The following is an 18,013-nucleotide window of genomic DNA, read 5'->3' as shown; positions in this document are numbered from 1 at the left end:
AATGGCGCGCCGAAGCGCCATGTCTGATCAAGAAATTGATCCGGGATCTGACAAGCAGCAAGGGATGGTGAATGTCGACAGGTAAACAGGTTCTCGTCGTTGAAGATGATGCAGCACTCAGCCAGTCTTTGACCGAGCAGCTTCGACTGCACGAGGAATTCGAATGTGTTGTCGCCAACAGTGGCAAGGATGCACTCGATGCCGCGAAAGAAGCCTATTTTGACATGATTTTGCTTGATGTCGGGCTGCCCGATATGGATGGCCGCGATGTCTGTAAACTGATGCGCCGTGCGGGCGTCAAATCCCCGATTATCATGCTGACCGGGGCCAATAGTGATTCCGACACCATCCTTGGCCTTGAATCAGGCGCCAATGATTATGTCACCAAGCCGTTCCGCCTCAACGTGCTTTTGGCGCGCATCCGCGCCCACATCCGTCAGCACGAACAAAGCGAAGACGCGGTCTTTGTCATTGGCCCCTATAGCTTCCAGCCCAGTGCAAAAATTCTGATCGAAACGGTCAGTGAAAAGAAAGTCCGCCTGACGGAAAAGGAAACCTCGATCCTGAAATTCCTGTTCCGGGCAGGCGACAAACCGGTGACCCGCGAAACCCTGCTTGATGAAGTCTGGGGCTATAACGCTGGGGTCACCACCCACACGCTTGAAACCCATGTCTATCGCCTGCGTCAGAAAATCGAAAAAGATCCGTCAAACGCGACGATTCTGGTCACCGAGCCGGGCGGTTACAAGCTGATCCCGTAAGGTTGAAATATCGCGTGATCATCGGTTTAAAAAAATCCCGCAATAAAAAGCGGGATTTTTTGTCACAAACTTGATTGCCGCGCGTCTTGGATATCGCGCCGATTATCCACAGAAACCCGAAAAATCCGATTTTATCTGTAATTAACAGGAATATCGCATTTTAAACGCCATTTTTGCCGGTTTTCAGGACGAAAATTAAATTATGCCCCTTTAAAACCGCCTGATCTGCCAATTAATACCCTCGAGATCCAAAAATTGCGGTCCCAACCCGGACATGTGTCGCACCAAACCGAATTGCGGCCTCGTAATCACCACTCATGCCCATGCTTCTGATCGCAATCCCGTGACGATCGGCAATCTTGCCCAGCAATAAAAAATGCGGTGCCGGTTCTTCATCGACCGGCGGAATGCACATCAATCCTGTAATCGGCAAATTCAGCTCATCGCGGCACATGGCGATAAATTCATCCGCATCGGCGGGTGCAATTCCAGCCTTTTGCGGTTCTTCACCTGTATTGATCTGAATGAACAAATCCGGGCAAGAACCGGTCGCATCACGGTGCTTTGCCAAGGCGCGCGCCAGTTTTGGCCGGTCCACCGTCTCAATCACATCAAACAATCGGGCAGCGTCCTTGACCTTATTGGTTTGAAGCGGCCCGATCAGATGCAATTCCACATCGGGAAATTCATCGCGCAAGCCCGGCCATTTTCCCGCCGCTTCCTGCACCCGGTTTTCACCAAAAACCCGTCGTCCTTCAACCAATGCCGTGCGCACATGATCTGCTTCGTGGTTTTTGGATACACAGACCAGCGTCACCGCATCTGGATCGCGATCAACCGCCTTACAGGCGGCATTGATATTGTCCTGAATATCGCGCAGGTTCTGTGCAACATCACTATTGCCAGATGACAGATCATGATCGCTCATGGATGATGGGTCCTAATGGTTTGAAATACGCCTTACGAAATCGGGATACTATCAATGGACGCCTCCCTGTTAAAGCAGGCACACCAACTGAATTTGCGCAACCGCGTTACCAATGGCCTTTTCCCACCGGTTATCCTCATGACCGATGATCACCGACTGCCCGATCCGGTTGCGGCAATTACAAAACTGCCCCGTCACAGCATGGTGGTTTTTCGCCATTATGATCACCCTGACCGGGCCAGCCTTGCGGCAAAACTGCGTTCGCAATGCCGCCGTCTGGGCCACCGGATGCTGATTGCCAATGACGTTGCACTCGCACTGACCCTTGGGGCCGACGGGGTGCATTTGCCCGAATATCGCATCTGGCAATCGCCATCGATGTATCGACAAATCCCAGACGGGCTGATCGTCACATCAGCCTGTCACAGCATGACGACGGCGCGCAAACTGTGCCTTTTACCGGCAAGCTTTCGCCCCGACGGCCTATTCATTTCGCCGGTTTTTGCGACCCAAAGCCACCCCGGCGCATCCACCATGCCGTTTGGCGTTGTTCAACGTGTTGCGCGCATCTGTGCACATCACGCCATCAGCCCGATTGGACTTGGTGGAATCAATCGCGAAAATGTTGGGAAACTGCGCGGCTCAGCCCTTGCGTCTTTGGCCGGGATCGGGTTTTCTGGGGCTTGATCACCCCCGCCGGTGCATGGAGTATCGCCCCGCAATGCCCGCAAAACCGCACCATAAGCTGCATCCTGCCCGCAAGAAATTCACCCGATTCGCATCCAAGGTGCCATTTCAGTTCGGCCTGCCCAATGTCAGCCCGACACTGGGCCAATCCTCGGACGGCAGTCCGATTTATTTCACGCGCACCACATCCTTGCTGCGCCAGCAGGCCTTGGCGACAGCACCCTCGGTCCAGATCAAGTCCGATGCCTTCCACCCCCGGGTATTGCCCCGTGCGGCATGGTCGGAAACCGACTTTGCCAAATCCAGTGTTTTGTTTCTGATCCCCGATGATGCACTGGGCGATTGTGTTGGCATGGTGTTGTTCTTTCGCGCCTTTGCCCAAAAATACCCGGATGCAAAAATCGCTGTGCTTAACAGTGCCAGCGCATCGGATATTTTCGCCACGGTTGCCGACATCGAAATCTTCCAACTGTTCATATCGTCAAAACAGCTCGCCCGCTTTGATCACGTGATTGATCTCAGCGAAATGGAAGGCTGGGATACAATCGCCCAGATGCCGGTTAACCCCGAAGAATCTCTGTGCACGGCCTTTGCAATATCACCCATTGCCCTGCCGGCGCGCCAACCAATGGCAAAGCCAGGCATGAACATCGGCATTTTGCCCATGGCGTCATCACCGTTGCGCACCCTGCCCCCGGCATTGGTGCGCGACATCGCACAGATGCTCGGAAATGCCGGGCATCAGGTCACGCTTATTTTAAATGCCTATCAGGGGGTCATGCGCGCCTATAATGACAGCATTGCCGCCGATGAGCTTGAAAATGTCACGGTGATTGACGGGTTTCGCACGATTGGCGAACTGATCGGTTTTACGGAAAAGCAGGATTACGTCGTGCTGGCCGACAGCGGCCCGGCCCATATCACCAAGCTGTTTCAAACACCGGGCCTTGGGATTTACACGTCCGCCGCGGCCAAGGTCCTGCAAGGACGCCACACAAATTTACGCAACTGGCAAAGCACCTATCGTGGCGACTTTTGTGCGGCCCCCTGTGGGCTTGCGAAACTACGCGCAACATCCGATGGCCAGATCGGCTGCATGGGTAGCCTCAAAGTGCCATTTGACCAACTGGGCGATCTTCCAGCGGCCAGCAACAAAGCTTTGGCCGAAAAGCTGGTTGTCGAATCAACCGTGCCCTGTGTCTCGCATTTGCAGTCTGATCAAGATGCGATTTTTCAAGTGCTGGACGAAGATTTGAAAATGCCGACGACGCCATAAGTCATCGCGTCTAAATCGGTGCAATCATCGGTATCAAACACGTCAAACAGACAAAAAAGAAGGAGGCGGCCAAAGCCACCTCCTTCACATCTGTAATCCAATTCCGAAGAATTAGAAGTCGAGACGCAGACCGGTAACAACGCCGTAGCCGTCATTGTCGCCGCTGATGCCGCTGGTAGCAGAATTGTTGGTGCTGTCTGCTTCCTGGTCAAACCAATAGACAGAAGATTTCCAGGTCACGCCTGCACCAAGGGTGTAAGCCATGCCGAGGTCAACCGTGCTGATATCACCGCTGTTGTCAACTTCTTCGTAACCATAGCCCAAGGACACGGTTGCTGCGTCCATCGCATAGGAAACACCAAGGTCAAATGCATCGAGATCTTGATTGGTGGCGTTCAGACCATAGTCGTCTTCGGTGTGGCCGTAAGAACCACCAACGGTGAAGTTGCCAAAGCCAACAGTCGAACCAAGACCGTACCAGTAACCGTCTTCAGAATGTTCACCGGTAGCCGAAAGACCAAGAGCAACACCGTTGAAGTCATGATCAAAGGCAAGTGCACCAGATACGATGCTATCACCGCTGCCGTCTGTGCCATTGTAGCCGCCGCTACCATTGCGCTGGCTGTCGTCAGCATACGACGCACCGGCACGGAAACCACCGAAGGACGGGGTGAAGTAGCTAACGCGGTTCTGATCGCCACTCGAACGGATGGTATCGATCAAATATGCATCGACCCAGTTTGACAAATCACCATCGTTGACGCCAACCGGACCAACCGACGGTGCCTGCAAAGCCATTGCATCAGCTGCACTGTCGTTCTTACCCATTTCGATGCGACCAAAGCCACCGTTTACGAACAGGTACTGTTCGTCAATCTGGTCACCAGAGGTTTCGCCTTCGAGCTCGATTTTGGCACCAACTTCAATGCCGTTATCAAGGGTGGTTTTGCCCGAGAAGTGAACTTCGGTATCGGACTGGAACGCATTGTTACGGCCACCTGACGGGGTGTTGTCCTGGTCAGAGAAACCTGCCCACTGTTCCATGTAACCACCAACTTCAAGCTGGATTTTTTCGGACGCCTGTGCGGAACCGGCAAAAGCAACAGCGGCGAGTGCGCTGGAAGCAAAAAGAATCTTTTTCATCGTAACCCTCGAGATAAAAATTGGTTTGAGACGAAGGGGAATGAACCGAGCGGCCCTTCGATCTGTCGAGAGCCATAAAACCAATCAAATGACCCTTGGTCAATATCAATAAATGACCATTAGTTATTTATATATCGCAATGTTGCATTTTTGTCACGTAACCAGCCGTAAAGTGGATCTTTTTACTGATCAATCGTCTTATTGTTTTACTATTAAACACCTGCATGATCAGAAAATCACATAAATAAGCGATATAAATAAATAATGGTCATTTAAATATGATGAAAAACATATTCTCTACAGTCGATTGAAAAATCACAGGGATTTAGCGATTGAGGAAATGATAATGCGGCATGTGTGGACGTTGTGGATGGTCTAGGACCTAGCCTCTTACCTTGGGGAAACCACTTGAACGATTTTGCCAGAACCGGTTTGACGTAAGCCATCGTTAAAAAACGGTCGGAAAGCCCAACAACCCACTTATCTAGAACCCGAAACCGCGAAGAAATCTATTAGCCGCAAAATCCTAACGTCCCACCAGAAGTTTGATCGCTTTAGGATTTGCTCAACATAGCAACAAACAAAAAAAGAAGGGGGTGGAAAATCCACCCCCTTCAACTTTTCAGCTAATCCGATAAGGATTAGAAGGAAAGAGCAAGACCGGTAACAGCGCCGTAACCGTCATTGTCGTCAGCATTGCCAGCATTCTGACCTTTGTCATCGAACCAGAAGATAGAAGACTTCCAGGTTACGCCAGCGCCAAGCGTGTAAGCAAGGCCGAGGTCAACGGTGTTGATTTCATCAACGCCGCTGGTCGCTGCATCGGTGGAACCAGCTGCGGTGCTTTCGTTCTCACCATAGCCATAGCTAAGGGACACAGACGCTGCATCCATTGCATAAGCAACGCCGATTTCGAAATCGGTAGTGTCACTAACCTGGGTGGCTGATTGACCCTGGCCGAATTCGCCATCGGTTTCAGAAACAGAACCACCAACGGTGAAGTTACCAAAGCCAACGGTTGCGCCGAGGCCGTACCATTCGCCTTCACCCATGTGCTCACCAACAAGCGAAACACCAAGGGAAACACCGTCGAAGTCGTGACGGAATTCAAGACCACCGGAAACGCGGTTGTCACCGGTTGTCACCGTGTCACTGTTTTCCGAAGAGTCATCATCCGCATAGGACAAACCAGCGCGGAAACCACCCATAACCGGGGTGTAATAGGTCAGACGCTTGGAATCGCCACCAGCCGGAACGGTGTCAGGGAAAGCATTGATAGCAACCCAGTTCGGCAGATCGCCATCGTTGACGCCAACCGGGCCAACAGAAGGACCGGTGATGCCCATGTCAGCAGCAGCGCCGTCTTCGGCACCGAGTTTGACCTGACCGAAGCCGCCATTAACGTACAGGTACTGTTCGTCAACCATGGTGCCTGCGTTGCCGCCTTCACCTTCGAGTTCGATTTTGGCACCAACTTCGATACCGTTATCAAGGGTGGTCGAACCCGAGAAGTGAACTTCGGTGTCGGACTGGAAAGCGTTACGTGATTCACCACGGTCCTGATCAGCAACACCAATCCACTGTTCCATGTAACCACCAACCGACAGGCTGATTTTCTCGGAAGCCTGTGCCTGGCCTGCGAATGCGACAGCGACGAGTGCGCTGGAAGCAACAAGAATCTTTTTCATCTTTTCCCTCAACGTCTTTGCAAGCGTTTTACGCTACAAAAATTATTTGGACAGCTTATGCCGCCCGGTTCGAGAAGCATGGAGCCACCAAATGATCGCACCGTCAAGCAACACTGTGTCCAAAATGATACATTGCTCAAACACTGTGGCACAAAAAGCACACCGGTTTTCTTTGATCACAAACCCGATCCGCCCTATATTCGCAGAAATTTTGCATTCCAATGATCTTAAAGGCCGAAAATGGTGACCTTGTCTTCGTTTAAATCTTTGGTACTTTGCGCCGGATTCGCTGTCGTGCTGGCGGGCTGTTCTTCAAGTTCTGTCGACTATGACCAGTTTCCCGGGTCCGCAAACACGGACGAACGGATCAATGGTCGCGCCATGACCCGCGCGCAGGAAAAAGAGCGTGGCACCGTCTTTGGTGATAGTCTGAACCTGTTTGGCGGAGAAGATGCGCAGAAAGGCACCGGTTCCGGTATTGGCGTGAACAGCTTCTTATGGCGCGCCACACTCGACACCTTGTCTTTCATGCCACTTAACTCAGCCGACCCGTTTGGCGGCGTGATCATTACCGACTGGTACACGCCCGGTGAAACGCCAGATGAGCGTTTCAAACTGACGGCCTATATCCTCGGCACAGCCCTTCGGTCAGACGCGATCAAGGTTTCAGTTTTCCGGCAGGTCAATGTCGGCCCCAACCAGTGGCAGGATGCCGTGGTCGAACCGGGCACTGTCACATCAATGGAAGACGCCATTCTGACCCGGGCCCGCCAGTTGCGAATCGATAGCGCAACCGCCGAGTAGGCTAATGGCTGATACCTCTTTATATTTATCGCCTGAATACAACCCCCATTCGCTGATGCGCGATTGGGGGTTCTTCGTTGCACAGCAACGCCCCAATATATATGCAGCACTTTCCGGACCGCTCAGCCCCCTGCGCCAGATACTTGCCGAGTCCATTACCTCAATGGCAGGCGGAGAACTTGTCGCAACCCCGACCACTTCAGGGAAAGTCACCACGGATTTTGTTGTACCAGATGCCCGAACGATGTGTCAGGAAGTCGGTCTTGATGTCCTCACCCTTGCCTTGCTGGCAGATGTCCCGCTGCACAGACCGCTGCTGATCACGCAAAACTCTCTGATTGGCCATTGGCGCTGGCTGCGTCTGGTCTGGCGTACATTGGCTGATGCAACACCGACGAGCGAATGTGTTAAGCCAATGCCAGTAACACCCAAAAGCACCTTTGCCACACTATATCCGCCACTGGTGGCAGGACGGAGTAACGTCGCAATCGCCAATCTTCGGACAATGTTTCAAAACCTGACAGCTCGTTCCGAGACACAAAGCATGCAAAATAGCCTCTCGGAAAGCCCGGATGCTCTTCATTCTTTCCTTGCCAATCTCACTCTGTTTTGCCCTTTTATCGGTTACGACCTATTGTGTCGCCACGGTCTGATAAAAGCTCCTTGGATAAAAGGTTCTATTGAATGAAATTGCGCGCCCTTTTCCCTGCACTCACCCTCATTGCCCTGATGTCTCTGAGTGCCTGCGGCTTTCGCCCGCTCTATGCGGAAGATCGCAGTGGACAAAGCACCGCTGTAGATATGTCACAGGTCGAAGTCACCCTGATCAATGACCGTGTCGGCCAAATTACGCGCAACCTTTTAATCGAAACCCTTACCCCCCGCGGTCAGGCTTCCAATCCTGCTTACACATTGAACGTCCAAGTATCCGAGTCGACCAGCGAACAGGGCTTTACCAAAGACAACGAAGCAACAATTGCCGACTATTTGCTTGAAGCAACCTATCAACTAACCCGCAAGTCCGACGCCACACTGTTGCGTCAGGGCTTCGTAAGGGCACGCACTAGTTACAACATTGTCGATTCGGACTTTGCCAGCCTCGAAGCAGAAAAAGCCGCCCGTCGTGACGCCGCGCGTAATCTGGCACAGCAAATCGCCAATCAGGTTGCGGTTGGCCTGCGCGCCAATCCGTAAGACCTTCTCTGGAAGACGTATCTAACCCATGAAACTCAAGGCAGCCCAGGTCGAAACCTTTCTCCGTGCGCCAGACGCCAAGGCACAGCTGGTGCTGATCTATGGCGAGGACGAAGGTCTTGTGCGCGAACGTGCGGTAAAGCTTGCCAAAACGGTCGTCGAAGACCTCAAGGACCCGTTCAGAGTTATCGAAATGGGCAGTGCCCAGCTTAAAGAAGACAGCAGCCGCCTGCGCGATGAAGCCGCCGCCATCAGCTTTGGCGGCGGACGCCGCGTCATCCGCCTGCGCGACATTGGCGATGCACAGGCACCGGCAATTGCCGACTTCCTCAAAGACCCTGCGGGTGACGCGCTGATCGTAATCGAAGCCGGCAGTTTGCCGACCCGTTCCAAATTGCGTCAGGCGGTTGAAAAGGCCGGTAACGGCATGGCGCTGCCGTGCTATGCCGACAGCGGCCGCGATCTCGAAGGCCTGATCAGTACGGTGATGGATGATCACAAACTGCGCATTGACCGCGATGCCACCCGTTACCTGGTCGCCAATCTTGGTTCGGACCGCATGATATCGCGAAGCGAACTTGAAAAACTCGCCCTTTATGCGCTCAAGGACGGTCAGGTCACACTGGCCGATGCGATGGATTGCGTTGGCGACAGCTCAGCCCGCCACTATGACGATGTCATTCAAGCTGTTTCACAGGGGAATGTCGTCAATCTCGACACTGCCCTCACCCGCCTGACCGAAGAAGGGCTCAATCCCGTCGGGGCGCTTCGCATGATGCTCGGATATTTCCAGAAACTGCATCTGGTCAAGGGACAGATCACCCAAGGGACCAATACGGAACAAGCAATGAAATCCCTGCGCCCGCCGCTGTTTTTCAAGGCCGCCGATCAGTTCCGGGCCAACCTGAACAATTGGGCCGTTCCAACCTTGCAACGCGCACTGCAAATCCTGCTCGAGGCCGAAAAAGACTGCAAAAGCGGCCTTGCCGTCCCTGAAACCATCGCGCACCGTGCCATGATAAAGATCGCCGTCGCCCGACAAAAGCAGGCACGCCGCTAAAACATCACAGGGCAGCCTCGGCAAAAGCCTGACTTAACCTGTAAATGACATGACTCAACACCCTGGATGCGCGACAAAAGTGCTCGGAGCGGCTGTATAGCGCCGAGTCCCCGGTTTCTAAAGCCCTTCTCTTTTCGTATGAGTCTATAACCCGGTTCAAATCGACGCTGAGACGGTATGCCGGGCTTTAAACCCTAAAGAATGCGCTTCACTACAACCTCAGTCCCGTTGGCCTTGGCTCTGGCTTTATCCTGCTCTTGCTTAAGCGCCTTAAGCGCGTTCATCTTGTCGCGATCAAGATCTTGCATGCGGATTTTACGTTCCGGCTTTTTTCCGGTGCCATCGGCTACCTCCTCCAGCGCGTCTTCGCCAACCTCTTCCTGTTCGATCGGCGCATCCCCTTCGGGCTCATCATCCATGATCAGGTCGTCGTCCAGCACGTCCCCAGCCCTGTCTTCAGTGCCGTGCACCGCATCGGCAATCGATTCGAGCTCAACCGTCAGCGCATCCTCATCATCATTTTCCGCACCGCTACCGGCTTCATCGTCTTCGATAAACATCGAGTCGAATTCGTTTTCATCCGAATCAGACGGATCACCACTGGAGTCATCACCCGCCATTTCCCCCGCCTTGCCGTGGGTCAGGCGCTGCAAAATATCGTCAAGCTGCTCAAGCGTTTCATAGCGGATCGAAATTTTCCCCGCCGCCCCGTCAAAGTCGATATTAACCGCCAACCCCAACATGTTGCTAAGATCGCGTTCCAAAGACACTGTATCTGGGTCTTTGTCGGCCGAACGCCCGCCTGATGACTTCTTCGGACGGGCTGTTTTGCCGCCGTCGGTTTTCACCAGTTTTTCCGTCTGACGGACGTTCAGGCCTTTTTTGACAATCTGGGTTGCCAACTCGACCGCATTCTCAGCACCCAGCAAAGCGCGCGCATGACCAGCACTTAAAACCTTGTCTGACAGCATCTGCTTGATCGGTGCCGCAAGGGCCAGCAGGCGCAAACTGTTGGCGATGTGGCTTCGGCTTTTCCCCAGCGCCTGACCCAGCGCTTCCTGGGTATGGGCAAACTCGCTCATCAGGCGGTTATAGCCCTCAGCTTCTTCCAGCGGCGAAAGATCCTGACGCTGCAGGTTCTCGATCAGGGCAATTTCAGCCGTTTCGCGATCATCAAAGTCGCGCACCAAAACCGGTACTTCATGCAGCTGGGCGCGCTGTGCGGCGCGCCAGCGCCGTTCGCCAGCAATGATTTCATAGGTGGTTTCGCCGGTTGACGACGCGCGGACGAGAATCGGCTGGATAATACCCTTCTCGCGGATTGAGGCCGCGAGGTCATCGATTGCTTCATCGTCAAAATTACTGCGCGGCTGGAACGGCGACGGTTTCAGATCGGTAATCGCAATATGCTGCGTCGTGCCACCCGGCCCCGGGTGTGCGACCGCCGCGTCGGCATTGGCGGCAACGGCAACCCCGACATCCTCGTCTTCTTCACCCAGAAGGGCCGACAGCCCGCGACCCAACCCACGTTTTTTTGCTTCGCTCATGCTTTCACCCCTTCGCGTTTCAAGACTTCACTGGCGAGATTAAGATAGGCCCGTGAACCGGGGCATTTCATATCGTAAACCAGAACCGGCGTGCCGTGACTTGGTGCCTCGGACACCCGAACATTGCGCGGAATCACCGTGCGATAAACCACATCGCCAAAATAATCACGCACATCATTGGCAACTTGTGCAGACAGGTTATTACGCTTGTCATACATGGTCAGGACAATACCCTGAATCTCAAGGTCCGGGTTAAAGGCCTTTTTGACCCGCTTGATCGTACGTACCAGATGACTGATGCCTTCAAGTGCAAAGAACTCACACTGCAATGGCACCAAAACTGCGTCAGACGCCACCAGCGCGTTCAGCGTCAAAAGCCCCAAAGACGGCGGGCAGTCAATCAGCACGTAATCAACGTCATGCGGCAACCGGGCCAACGATTCCTTCAACTGGGTTTCGCGGCGTTCAAAATCAACCAGCTCAATCTCCGCCCCCGTCAAATCCATACCCGCGGGCACAATGCTCAGACGCGGGATCGGCGTATCAATCCGCGCTTCTTCAAGGGTGTTGCCATTGATCAACACGTCATAGGAACTGATCTGACGATCTGACGGGCGCAGCCCAAGACCGGTGCTGGCATTGCCCTGCGGGTCAAGATCAACAATCAAAACCCGCTGGTTGACCGCCGCCAAGGCGGTCGCCAGATTGATCGTTGTCGTTGTTTTACCAACCCCACCCTTCTGATTGGCCACCGAAATGATGCGCGGGCGATGTCCTTCACCCTTGGCTTTGGTCGAAAGCGGCAAGTCAATTACGTCGGTCACCGGCTTACTCCTTTTAAGATCATCACAACGCCGTCCGGATCGACCAGGCTGGCATGCGTGGTTACATCAAATGTCCAACCAGCGTCGCGTGCGTCCGCCAGTTCATCCTCAAAGGCACGTCCTTTTAGCAACACATAGTGGCCACCCGGTTTCAGGTGTCTTTGGCCAAATTCCAACAGTTTTGGCAGGGGCGCGAAAGCACGCGCCGTCACCACATCGGCTTCGCACGGCTGGGCCGCTTCGATTCGCTCGCGGGCAATCTTGGTCTGCCCAAGAACACCACACACCCGTGCTGCTTCCATCAGAAAGACGGTTTTCTTGGTGTTGGATTCCATCATCGTGACATTCCCTGCCCCTAAAATGGCAAGGACAATACCGGGAAAACCGGCCCCGGATCCAAAATCGACGATTTTACCAGTGGTCGCGACGTCCTGAAGATGCGGCCAAAGCTGCGCAGAATCCTGTAAATGACGTCCCCAAACGTCTTCTGCTGTGCTGGCGCCGACAATGTTAATCCGCGGCTGCCACTTCACAACGAGGTCTGCATACTGGCTCAAGCGGTCCAATGTTTCACGTGAAACACTCAAATCGCGCTCAAACCATGTTTTTACGGGTTCGGAAATGGATTGCATAAACGATTTATACGCCGCGTTTTCAAAACACGCCAGCTTTGACTTCACATTGACGCATCTTTTTATCTCCCAGAGCAGCAAAAATGGATCAATTTTTGCCAAAATGTTTCACGTGAAACATTGAGAAGAATGTTTTTTGTCAGAAAACTGCATCGGCTTGCTTCTTCATGAGAATGCGCTCGCGGGCACGTATCTGAATATCAAGACACCTACCCTTTACCTCTTGGTCGCTGGGTTGGTCGCTGGGTTGGTCGCTGGGTTGGTCGCTGGGTTGGTCGCTGGGTTGGTCGCTGGGTTGGTCGCTGGCAGCGATGTCCGCCAAACCGCTGCCTGTCCAACAAAATAATCTTTGCTGAAATTCTTTGCCGCCAAGTCAGCCCCAAGCCGCCCTCAACCTCAGAGGCGTGACGTTCGTATCCTGTCGAGAATTTGGCAACCTTCTTCCTCAGAGATCGCTTCCCTTCTGACATCAACCCCCTCAGGCTTACCCCAAAATGAGAACAGGTGTCCGTTTAGCCAGATGACCCTTTGCGACGGGCAGAAAATGGATTCTTGGCGTTTGAGGGCGCGGCTTGATCTTACTGAAAGATAACTTACTTCCTTCAGATGACCTCGCCCCCTCTCCTTCAAAGGTTACCCCGTAAGGACGCAGATACGGCTTGGCGCTTTAGGTGTGATGTTCGGTTGCACTAACCTAAACGAAAACAGCCCGATCGGAGTAAACCGACCGGGCTGTTGATCTTTGTCGATGGTACGAATTTTGTTGGAGGCGTCGGGGTTGCCTCGCTCGGCTAATCGCTTATCGGCTTACAGCCTTTATGCGCTGCGGGCGTTTTTGACCTGATGCTTGTGGCTTTTGATATGGCCCAACAGGGCGGTCACCGCCGCCGGGGTCACACCGGGAATCCGCGACGCGGCGCCGATGGTTTCCGGCTGGATTTCTTTCAGCTTAATGCGAATTTCCGCTGACAGCCCACCGACCTTATCGAAATCAAGACCGCGTGGCAGGCGCAATTCCTCGTCCCGGCGGAAGGCGGCAATATCGGCCGACTGACGGTCAAGGTAGCCTTTATATTGCGCGTCAATCGCCACCTGCTCCTTGATCGCGGGATCAATCGTGGCGAGCTGCGGCCAGACCTGTGTCAGGGTGTCAAAGTCGATATCAGGATAGGCCAGCAGGTCATAGGCACTGCGGCGCACGCCATCAAGATTGATCTTGATGCCAAATTTCACCAGCGTATTGGGTGTTTCGGCCAAACTGGACACATCACTCTTGGCAGCCTGAAGGGCGGCTTTTTTATCGCCCCAGACCTGTTCACGGGGTGAGGCCACACAGCCAATTTCAAGCCCGCGATCCGTCAACCGCTGATCAGCGTTATCGGCGCGCAACATCAAACGGTATTCGGCGCGGGATGTGAACATGCGATAGGGTTCGCGGGTCCCCTGGGTTACCAGATCGTCGATCATCACACCGATATAGGCGTCCGCCCGATCAAGCCGGAATTCACGTTCGCTGCCATCACACAACAGGGCAGCGTTGACCCCGGCAACCAGCCCCTGCCCGGCGGCTTCTTCATAGCCGGTCGTGCCATTGATCTGCCCGGCAAAAAATAGCCCGGCGATTTTTTTGGTTTCCAGCGTATGGCGCAATTCACGCGGATCAACAAAATCATATTCCACCGCATAACCCGGGCGGAAGATTTCAACCTTTTCCAGACCCGGAATGGTCACCAGCATGGCGAGCTGAACGTCCTCAGGCAAAGACGTCGAAATGCCGTTTGGATACACCGTCGGATCATCGAGCCCTTCGGGTTCAAGGAAAATCTGGTGCTGATTTTTCTCAGCAAAACGCACGACCTTATCTTCAATCGACGGGCAATAGCGCGGGCCGCTGCTGTTGATCTGGCCGCTATACATTGGCGCGCGGTGCAGATTGGCGCGAATGATGTCGTGGGTCGCCTCGGTCGTCCAGGTCAAATGACACGGGATTTGCGGCACGGTGATTTCAGAGGTTAAGAAGGAAAACGGATCGGGTGGTGTATCGCCCGGCTGTTCCTGCAGGCTGGCCCAATCAATGGTGCGGCCATCAAGGCGCGCCGGTGTCCCGGTTTTAAGACGGCCCAGTTTGAAATCGTATTTTTCCAGCGTCTCGGAAAGTCCCATCGACGGGGCATCGCCAATGCGGCCGGCCGGCGTGGTTTTCTCGCCAATATGAATAAGCCCGCGTAAAAACGTGCCGGTGGTCAGAACGACGGCACCCGCATGATAGCTGCTGCCATCGCCAGTGATCACACCCGAAACGCGATGGTTCTCATCAATGATCAGATCCTCAACACCGCCTTCAAGGATGGTGAGGTTTTCCTGCTCGGCCAGAATATCCTGCACAGCCTGACGATACAGCTTGCGGTCGGCCTGCGCACGCGGTCCGCGTACGGCCGGTCCTTTGGAACGGTTAAGCATGCGGAATTGAATGCCTGCGCGGTCAATCGCACGTCCCATCACCCCGTCCAGCGCATCAACTTCGCGAACCATATGCCCCTTGCCCAGACCACCGATGGCCGGGTTACACGACATTTCCCCAATGCGATCGGCACGGTGCGTGACCAGTGCGGTGTTGGCCCCCATGCGCGCAGCGGCAGCCGCGGCTTCGCAACCGGCATGGCCTCCGCCAACCACAATCACATCAAAACGGTTATGCTGCTCAGTCTGAGACATCGACTTCCTCATTCCATCCCCCCGCCGTCGTTTTGCGGGATCGAACCTTTTAGGGGTTCTAAACGTCAAACACGCGTCATCGGAACAGCCGATGTTTCACGTGAAACACTTTCTGGTAATCCTATTTGCCGATACAGAAGTCGCCGAAGATAATATCGAGCAAGTCTTCTACATCGACACGTCCGGTAATCTTGCCGATTTCCCGCACCGCGAGGCGTACATCCTCAGCAGCAAGTTCGGCGATATCGGTCTTCATTCCGCGATCCAGATGGTCGCTGGCACTTTCAAGTGCCCGGCGGTGCCGCAACCGTGTCAGGGGTACGGGACCGGCAAAATCGAGCCCTTCTTTTACGCGAGTCTCCAGCAGTTGCAAGAGACTTTCCATCCCCTGCCCGGTCATGGCCGATATGGGCAAAACGGGAAGCTCCAGCTTGGCCCCACCCGCCGATGTCCCGTTCCAGACCTTGGGAATATCGGCGCTGCCAAGATCATCGACCTTGTTGATCAACAATATCGTGCTGCCATCAATCAAACGGGCGGCTTCGGGATCAATGGTCGGCCAGTCGTCGCGGTCAATCACCACAAGGCGCAAATCGGCATTATCGGCCCGTGCCGTCGCACGCCGCACGCCTTCGGTTTCAATCACATCACCACTTTCGCGCAAGCCGGCGGTATCAACCATGGTGACGGGGAACCCACCCAGATCAAGGTGAACCTCGATCATGTCGCGCGTCGTTCCGGCAATTTCCGACACAATCGCGGCATCGCGCTGGGCAAGACGGTTAAGCAAGCTTGATTTTCCGGCATTGGGCGCGCCAAGGATGACAATCTGGAACCCTTCGCGCAGGCGTTCACCCCGGCGATTGTCGGCCAGATGGCGGGTGATTGCCTCGCCCACCGCGATCAAATCACCGCGCACCACCGGCACAATCCCGTCGGGCAAATCTTCGTCGGGGAAATCAATATCAGCCTCGATATGGGCTAGCGCCTTCATCAGGCGCGCGCGCCAATCTTCATAAAGCGCGCCCAATTCCCCGGCCATCTGGCGCACCGCCTGACGGCGCTGGGCGGCGGTTTCGGCATCGATCAAATCGGCAATACCTTCGGCCGCGGTCAGGTCCATCTTGCCGTTTTCAAAGGCGCGCTTGGTATATTCGCCCGGTTCGGCAATCCGCAGACCCGGTTGGCGCGACAGGCATTCCAGCACCCCGTCAATGACGGCCCGCCCACCGTGGGTATGAAGCTCCACCACATCTTCGCCGGTAAAGCTGGCCGGACCGGCAAAATAGATCGCCACCGCATCATCAAGCCGTTCGCCGGTTTGCGGATCACGGATCGGCGCATAGACCGCCTGGCGTGGTTTGGGCAGGTGATCACGGCCCAGCAACGCACAGAGCGTCTGGCCCGCCGCAGGACCCGAAAGACGGATGACGGCAACGCCGGCGCGTCCGGCCCCGGATGACAGGGCAAAAATGGTGTTTTGGTGTGCAATCATGATCTGTCCGTCGTTTTGGCTGTGGCACCAATGCGGCCTGCGTCATGGCGTGGCAACGCGATCGGTTCAATCTGTGCTGTCGATATCGGTCAGACAGACCGAAAGGTCAACATATCGCTTTAAATACCAACAGGTCTTTAAGGCCGGAACAGAAGAATAAAAAACTGTCTCAGAGAGTTTTCCCCGTCACCCGTCATGCCCGCGACGGCGGGTATCCAGACGGCGTTCTCATAGGCACGAAGACAAGCGGTCGGCGCTTGTAGCACCATGGACTCCCGCCTACGCGGGAGTGACGGTTTGAGATGATGGCTGCTCAGGAGTCACGACACAGCAATCGGTGCCGGAAAATTTGGCGGTCAAAACCTTAGAAACCCGGGACCGTGACGACGTCAGGATCGTCATTGATCCACCGCAAGCCGCAACCGTTCCACCACCTGCCCACCGACAAGGTGGTCCGTCAGGATGGTGTCGATGTCTTCCATGGTGTCATAGCGATACCACGTGCCTTCGGGGTAAATTACCATCACCGGCCCCAATTCGCAGCGATCAAGGCACCCGGCGGTGTTGATCCGGGTCATCGGCAGGCCCAGTTCCTTGGCACGCACCTTCATATAATTGCGCAGTTTGGTGGCACCCTTGGAATTGCAGCATCCACGCTCATGCCCGTTTGGGCGTTCGTTCTGACAGACAAACACATGTGCCTGATAGTAATGGTCGCTCAACAATTCAGTCCTTATCGCTTTTTTTGCCCGGTTTTCCACCCTGCCCGGTTTGTCCGGTGGCGTTGAACTGGCCCCAGAAGGCCTTTTGCATCTGATCCCAGTTCTGCATGCCCTGGGGCAGCCAGGTATTGACCATGGTTTCGGGGTCCATCGCCGCAAGATTGGCTTTCATGCGGTCTTCGATTTCTTTCATCATCGCCTGTTGCATCGGCTGAACGTCCGGCAAGCCAAAGAAGGTGCGCAGTTCTTCCGGGCTGCAATCTATATCGACGGTTACTTTCATCGCCCCGATCTCCTTGTTCTTTTCTGTTGTCTGGTCGCAATCATTATGACTTGCCCCGGCGGCATCTCAATCATAATCGGGCATAATCGGCAAATCCGCGCCGCAAAAACCACTTTATCGGGTCACCCGACAAAGAATTACCGCCGTTGGCCTTTAAGTATGATGGTTCTACCCTTAGGATAAACACCATAACAAAGAGTTACGGATCATGAACGCCACCTGATTCGCACCTGCCCACCAAACGCCGGCCACCC

The 18,013-nt window shown here is 54.4% G+C and carries 17 protein-coding genes; 7 read left to right on the top strand and 10 right to left on the bottom strand.

The genetic code is table 11. The annotated features are described in order from the left end of the window. Positions 1 to 71 precede the first annotated feature (71 nt). A complete protein-coding gene (locus tag AMM48_RS08160; RefSeq protein WP_022733614.1) occupies positions 72 to 761 on the top strand; it encodes a response regulator transcription factor in 690 nt (229 codons plus the stop codon). Between the two features lie 232 nt (positions 762 to 993). Here AMM48_RS08160 and AMM48_RS08155 read toward each other — a convergent pair whose 3' ends face one another. Further along, complete coding sequence (locus AMM48_RS08155; protein ID WP_102783621.1) at positions 994 to 1,689, bottom strand: YggS family pyridoxal phosphate-dependent enzyme; 696 nt, start codon at positions 1,687 to 1,689, stop codon at positions 994 to 996. 54 nt (positions 1,690 to 1,743) lie between these two features. On the opposite strand from AMM48_RS08155, the gene AMM48_RS08150 reads away from it, so the two are divergent. Then, on the top strand, positions 1,744 to 2,376 hold the full coding sequence (locus tag AMM48_RS08150) for a thiamine phosphate synthase (RefSeq protein ID WP_102783620.1): 633 nt from the start codon (positions 1,744 to 1,746) through the stop codon (positions 2,374 to 2,376). 34 nt (positions 2,377 to 2,410) lie between these two features. Next, on the top strand, positions 2,411 to 3,652 hold the full coding sequence (locus AMM48_RS08145) for a glycosyltransferase family 9 protein (RefSeq protein WP_102783619.1): 1,242 nt from the start codon (positions 2,411 to 2,413) through the stop codon (positions 3,650 to 3,652). 111 nt (positions 3,653 to 3,763) lie between these two features. Here the strand turns inward: AMM48_RS08145 and AMM48_RS08140 are convergent, their stop codons facing one another. Beyond that, entirely contained in the window at positions 3,764 to 4,795 is a 1,032-nt protein-coding gene (locus AMM48_RS08140; RefSeq protein ID WP_102783618.1) for a porin, read from the bottom strand. A 641-nt stretch (positions 4,796 to 5,436) separates the two neighbouring features. Further along, the gene (locus AMM48_RS08135; protein ID WP_101301461.1) at positions 5,437 to 6,483 is read right to left on the bottom strand and encodes a porin; all 1,047 of its coding nucleotides are present in this window, start codon (positions 6,481 to 6,483) and stop codon (positions 5,437 to 5,439) included. 381 nt (positions 6,484 to 6,864) lie between these two features. Here AMM48_RS08135 and AMM48_RS08130 point away from each other — a divergent pair, with 381 nt between their 5' ends. From AMM48_RS08130 to holA, 4 genes are read left to right on the top strand one after another with little or no spacing between them, the layout of a single operon-like run. Continuing rightward, on the top strand, positions 6,865 to 7,287 hold the full coding sequence (locus AMM48_RS08130) for a DUF3576 domain-containing protein (RefSeq protein WP_347876275.1): 423 nt from the start codon (positions 6,865 to 6,867) through the stop codon (positions 7,285 to 7,287). A 4-nt stretch (positions 7,288 to 7,291) separates the two neighbouring features. Continuing rightward, on the top strand, positions 7,292 to 7,975 hold the full coding sequence (locus AMM48_RS08125) for a hypothetical protein (protein WP_146030393.1): 684 nt from the start codon (positions 7,292 to 7,294) through the stop codon (positions 7,973 to 7,975). Continuing rightward, complete coding sequence (gene lptE, locus AMM48_RS08120; RefSeq protein WP_102783615.1) at positions 7,972 to 8,481, top strand: LPS assembly lipoprotein LptE; 510 nt, start codon at positions 7,972 to 7,974, stop codon at positions 8,479 to 8,481. Before AMM48_RS08125 ends, lptE begins: the two co-directional genes overlap by 4 nt. Before the next feature lie 28 nt (positions 8,482 to 8,509). Next, entirely contained in the window at positions 8,510 to 9,541 is a 1,032-nt protein-coding gene (gene holA, locus AMM48_RS08115; RefSeq protein WP_102783614.1) for a DNA polymerase III subunit delta, read from the top strand. 194 nt (positions 9,542 to 9,735) lie between these two features. Here the strand turns inward: holA and AMM48_RS08110 are convergent, their stop codons facing one another. The 7 genes from AMM48_RS08110 to AMM48_RS08075 form a co-directional block, all read right to left on the bottom strand. Further along, positions 9,736 to 11,088, bottom strand: a complete 1,353-nt coding sequence (locus tag AMM48_RS08110) for a ParB/RepB/Spo0J family partition protein (RefSeq protein WP_102783613.1) — start codon at positions 11,086 to 11,088, stop codon at positions 9,736 to 9,738. Then, complete coding sequence (locus AMM48_RS08105; protein WP_101301452.1) at positions 11,085 to 11,912, bottom strand: ParA family protein; 828 nt, start codon at positions 11,910 to 11,912, stop codon at positions 11,085 to 11,087. The genes AMM48_RS08110 and AMM48_RS08105 overlap by 4 nt, the downstream gene beginning before the upstream one ends. Next, complete coding sequence (gene rsmG / locus AMM48_RS08100; protein WP_244271164.1) at positions 11,909 to 12,646, bottom strand: 16S rRNA (guanine(527)-N(7))-methyltransferase RsmG; 738 nt, start codon at positions 12,644 to 12,646, stop codon at positions 11,909 to 11,911. The genes AMM48_RS08105 and rsmG overlap by 4 nt, the downstream gene beginning before the upstream one ends. Positions 12,647 to 13,360: 714 nt before the next feature. After that, positions 13,361 to 15,259, bottom strand: coding sequence for a tRNA uridine-5-carboxymethylaminomethyl(34) synthesis enzyme MnmG (gene mnmG / locus AMM48_RS08090; RefSeq protein WP_102783611.1), 1,899 nt, complete (start codon positions 15,257 to 15,259; stop codon positions 13,361 to 13,363). A 121-nt stretch (positions 15,260 to 15,380) separates the two neighbouring features. Further along, the gene (gene mnmE, locus AMM48_RS08085) at positions 15,381 to 16,754 is read right to left on the bottom strand and encodes a tRNA uridine-5-carboxymethylaminomethyl(34) synthesis GTPase MnmE (protein ID WP_101301767.1); all 1,374 of its coding nucleotides are present in this window, start codon (positions 16,752 to 16,754) and stop codon (positions 15,381 to 15,383) included. Between the two features lie 398 nt (positions 16,755 to 17,152). Then, the gene (locus tag AMM48_RS08080) at positions 17,153 to 17,476 is read right to left on the bottom strand and encodes a ferredoxin (RefSeq protein WP_102783610.1); all 324 of its coding nucleotides are present in this window, start codon (positions 17,474 to 17,476) and stop codon (positions 17,153 to 17,155) included. A gap of 4 nt (positions 17,477 to 17,480) precedes the next feature. After that, positions 17,481 to 17,759 (bottom strand): DUF6489 family protein, encoded by a 279-nt coding sequence (locus tag AMM48_RS08075; protein WP_102783609.1) that lies wholly within the window; start codon positions 17,757 to 17,759, stop codon positions 17,481 to 17,483. Between the last annotated feature and the right edge of the window lie 254 nt (positions 17,760 to 18,013).

It is taken from the genome of Thalassospira sp. GB04J01 (genome assembly GCF_000751115.1).
GTDB classification, from domain to species: domain Bacteria; phylum Pseudomonadota; class Alphaproteobacteria; order Rhodospirillales; family Thalassospiraceae; genus Thalassospira; species Thalassospira lucentensis.
This window is presented reverse-complemented; position numbering and strand designations above follow the sequence as displayed.

Excerpts from the sequence above, each read along its gene's own strand:
- AMM48_RS08160 (WP_022733614.1), top strand. The coding sequence starts at position 72 with ATGTCGACAGGTAAACAGGTTCTCGTCGTTGAAGATGATGCAGCACTC.
- AMM48_RS08155 (WP_102783621.1), bottom strand. The coding sequence starts at position 1,689 with ATGAGCGATCATGATCTGTCATCTGGCAATAGTGATGTTGCACAGAAC.
- AMM48_RS08150 (WP_102783620.1), top strand. The coding sequence starts at position 1,744 with ATGGACGCCTCCCTGTTAAAGCAGGCACACCAACTGAATTTGCGCAAC.
- AMM48_RS08145 (WP_102783619.1), top strand. The coding sequence starts at position 2,411 with ATGCCCGCAAAACCGCACCATAAGCTGCATCCTGCCCGCAAGAAATTC.
- AMM48_RS08140 (WP_102783618.1), bottom strand. The coding sequence starts at position 4,795 with ATGAAAAAGATTCTTTTTGCTTCCAGCGCACTCGCCGCTGTTGCTTTT.
- AMM48_RS08135 (WP_101301461.1), bottom strand. The coding sequence starts at position 6,483 with ATGAAAAAGATTCTTGTTGCTTCCAGCGCACTCGTCGCTGTCGCATTC.
- AMM48_RS08130 (WP_347876275.1), top strand. The coding sequence starts at position 6,865 with ATGACCCGCGCGCAGGAAAAAGAGCGTGGCACCGTCTTTGGTGATAGT.
- AMM48_RS08125 (WP_146030393.1), top strand. The coding sequence starts at position 7,292 with ATGGCTGATACCTCTTTATATTTATCGCCTGAATACAACCCCCATTCG.
- lptE (WP_102783615.1), top strand. The coding sequence starts at position 7,972 with ATGAAATTGCGCGCCCTTTTCCCTGCACTCACCCTCATTGCCCTGATG.
- holA (WP_102783614.1), top strand. The coding sequence starts at position 8,510 with ATGAAACTCAAGGCAGCCCAGGTCGAAACCTTTCTCCGTGCGCCAGAC.
- AMM48_RS08110 (WP_102783613.1), bottom strand. The coding sequence starts at position 11,088 with ATGAGCGAAGCAAAAAAACGTGGGTTGGGTCGCGGGCTGTCGGCCCTT.
- mnmG (WP_102783611.1), bottom strand. The coding sequence starts at position 15,259 with ATGTCTCAGACTGAGCAGCATAACCGTTTTGATGTGATTGTGGTTGGC.
- mnmE (WP_101301767.1), bottom strand. The coding sequence starts at position 16,754 with ATGATTGCACACCAAAACACCATTTTTGCCCTGTCATCCGGGGCCGGA.
- AMM48_RS08075 (WP_102783609.1), bottom strand. The coding sequence starts at position 17,759 with ATGAAAGTAACCGTCGATATAGATTGCAGCCCGGAAGAACTGCGCACC.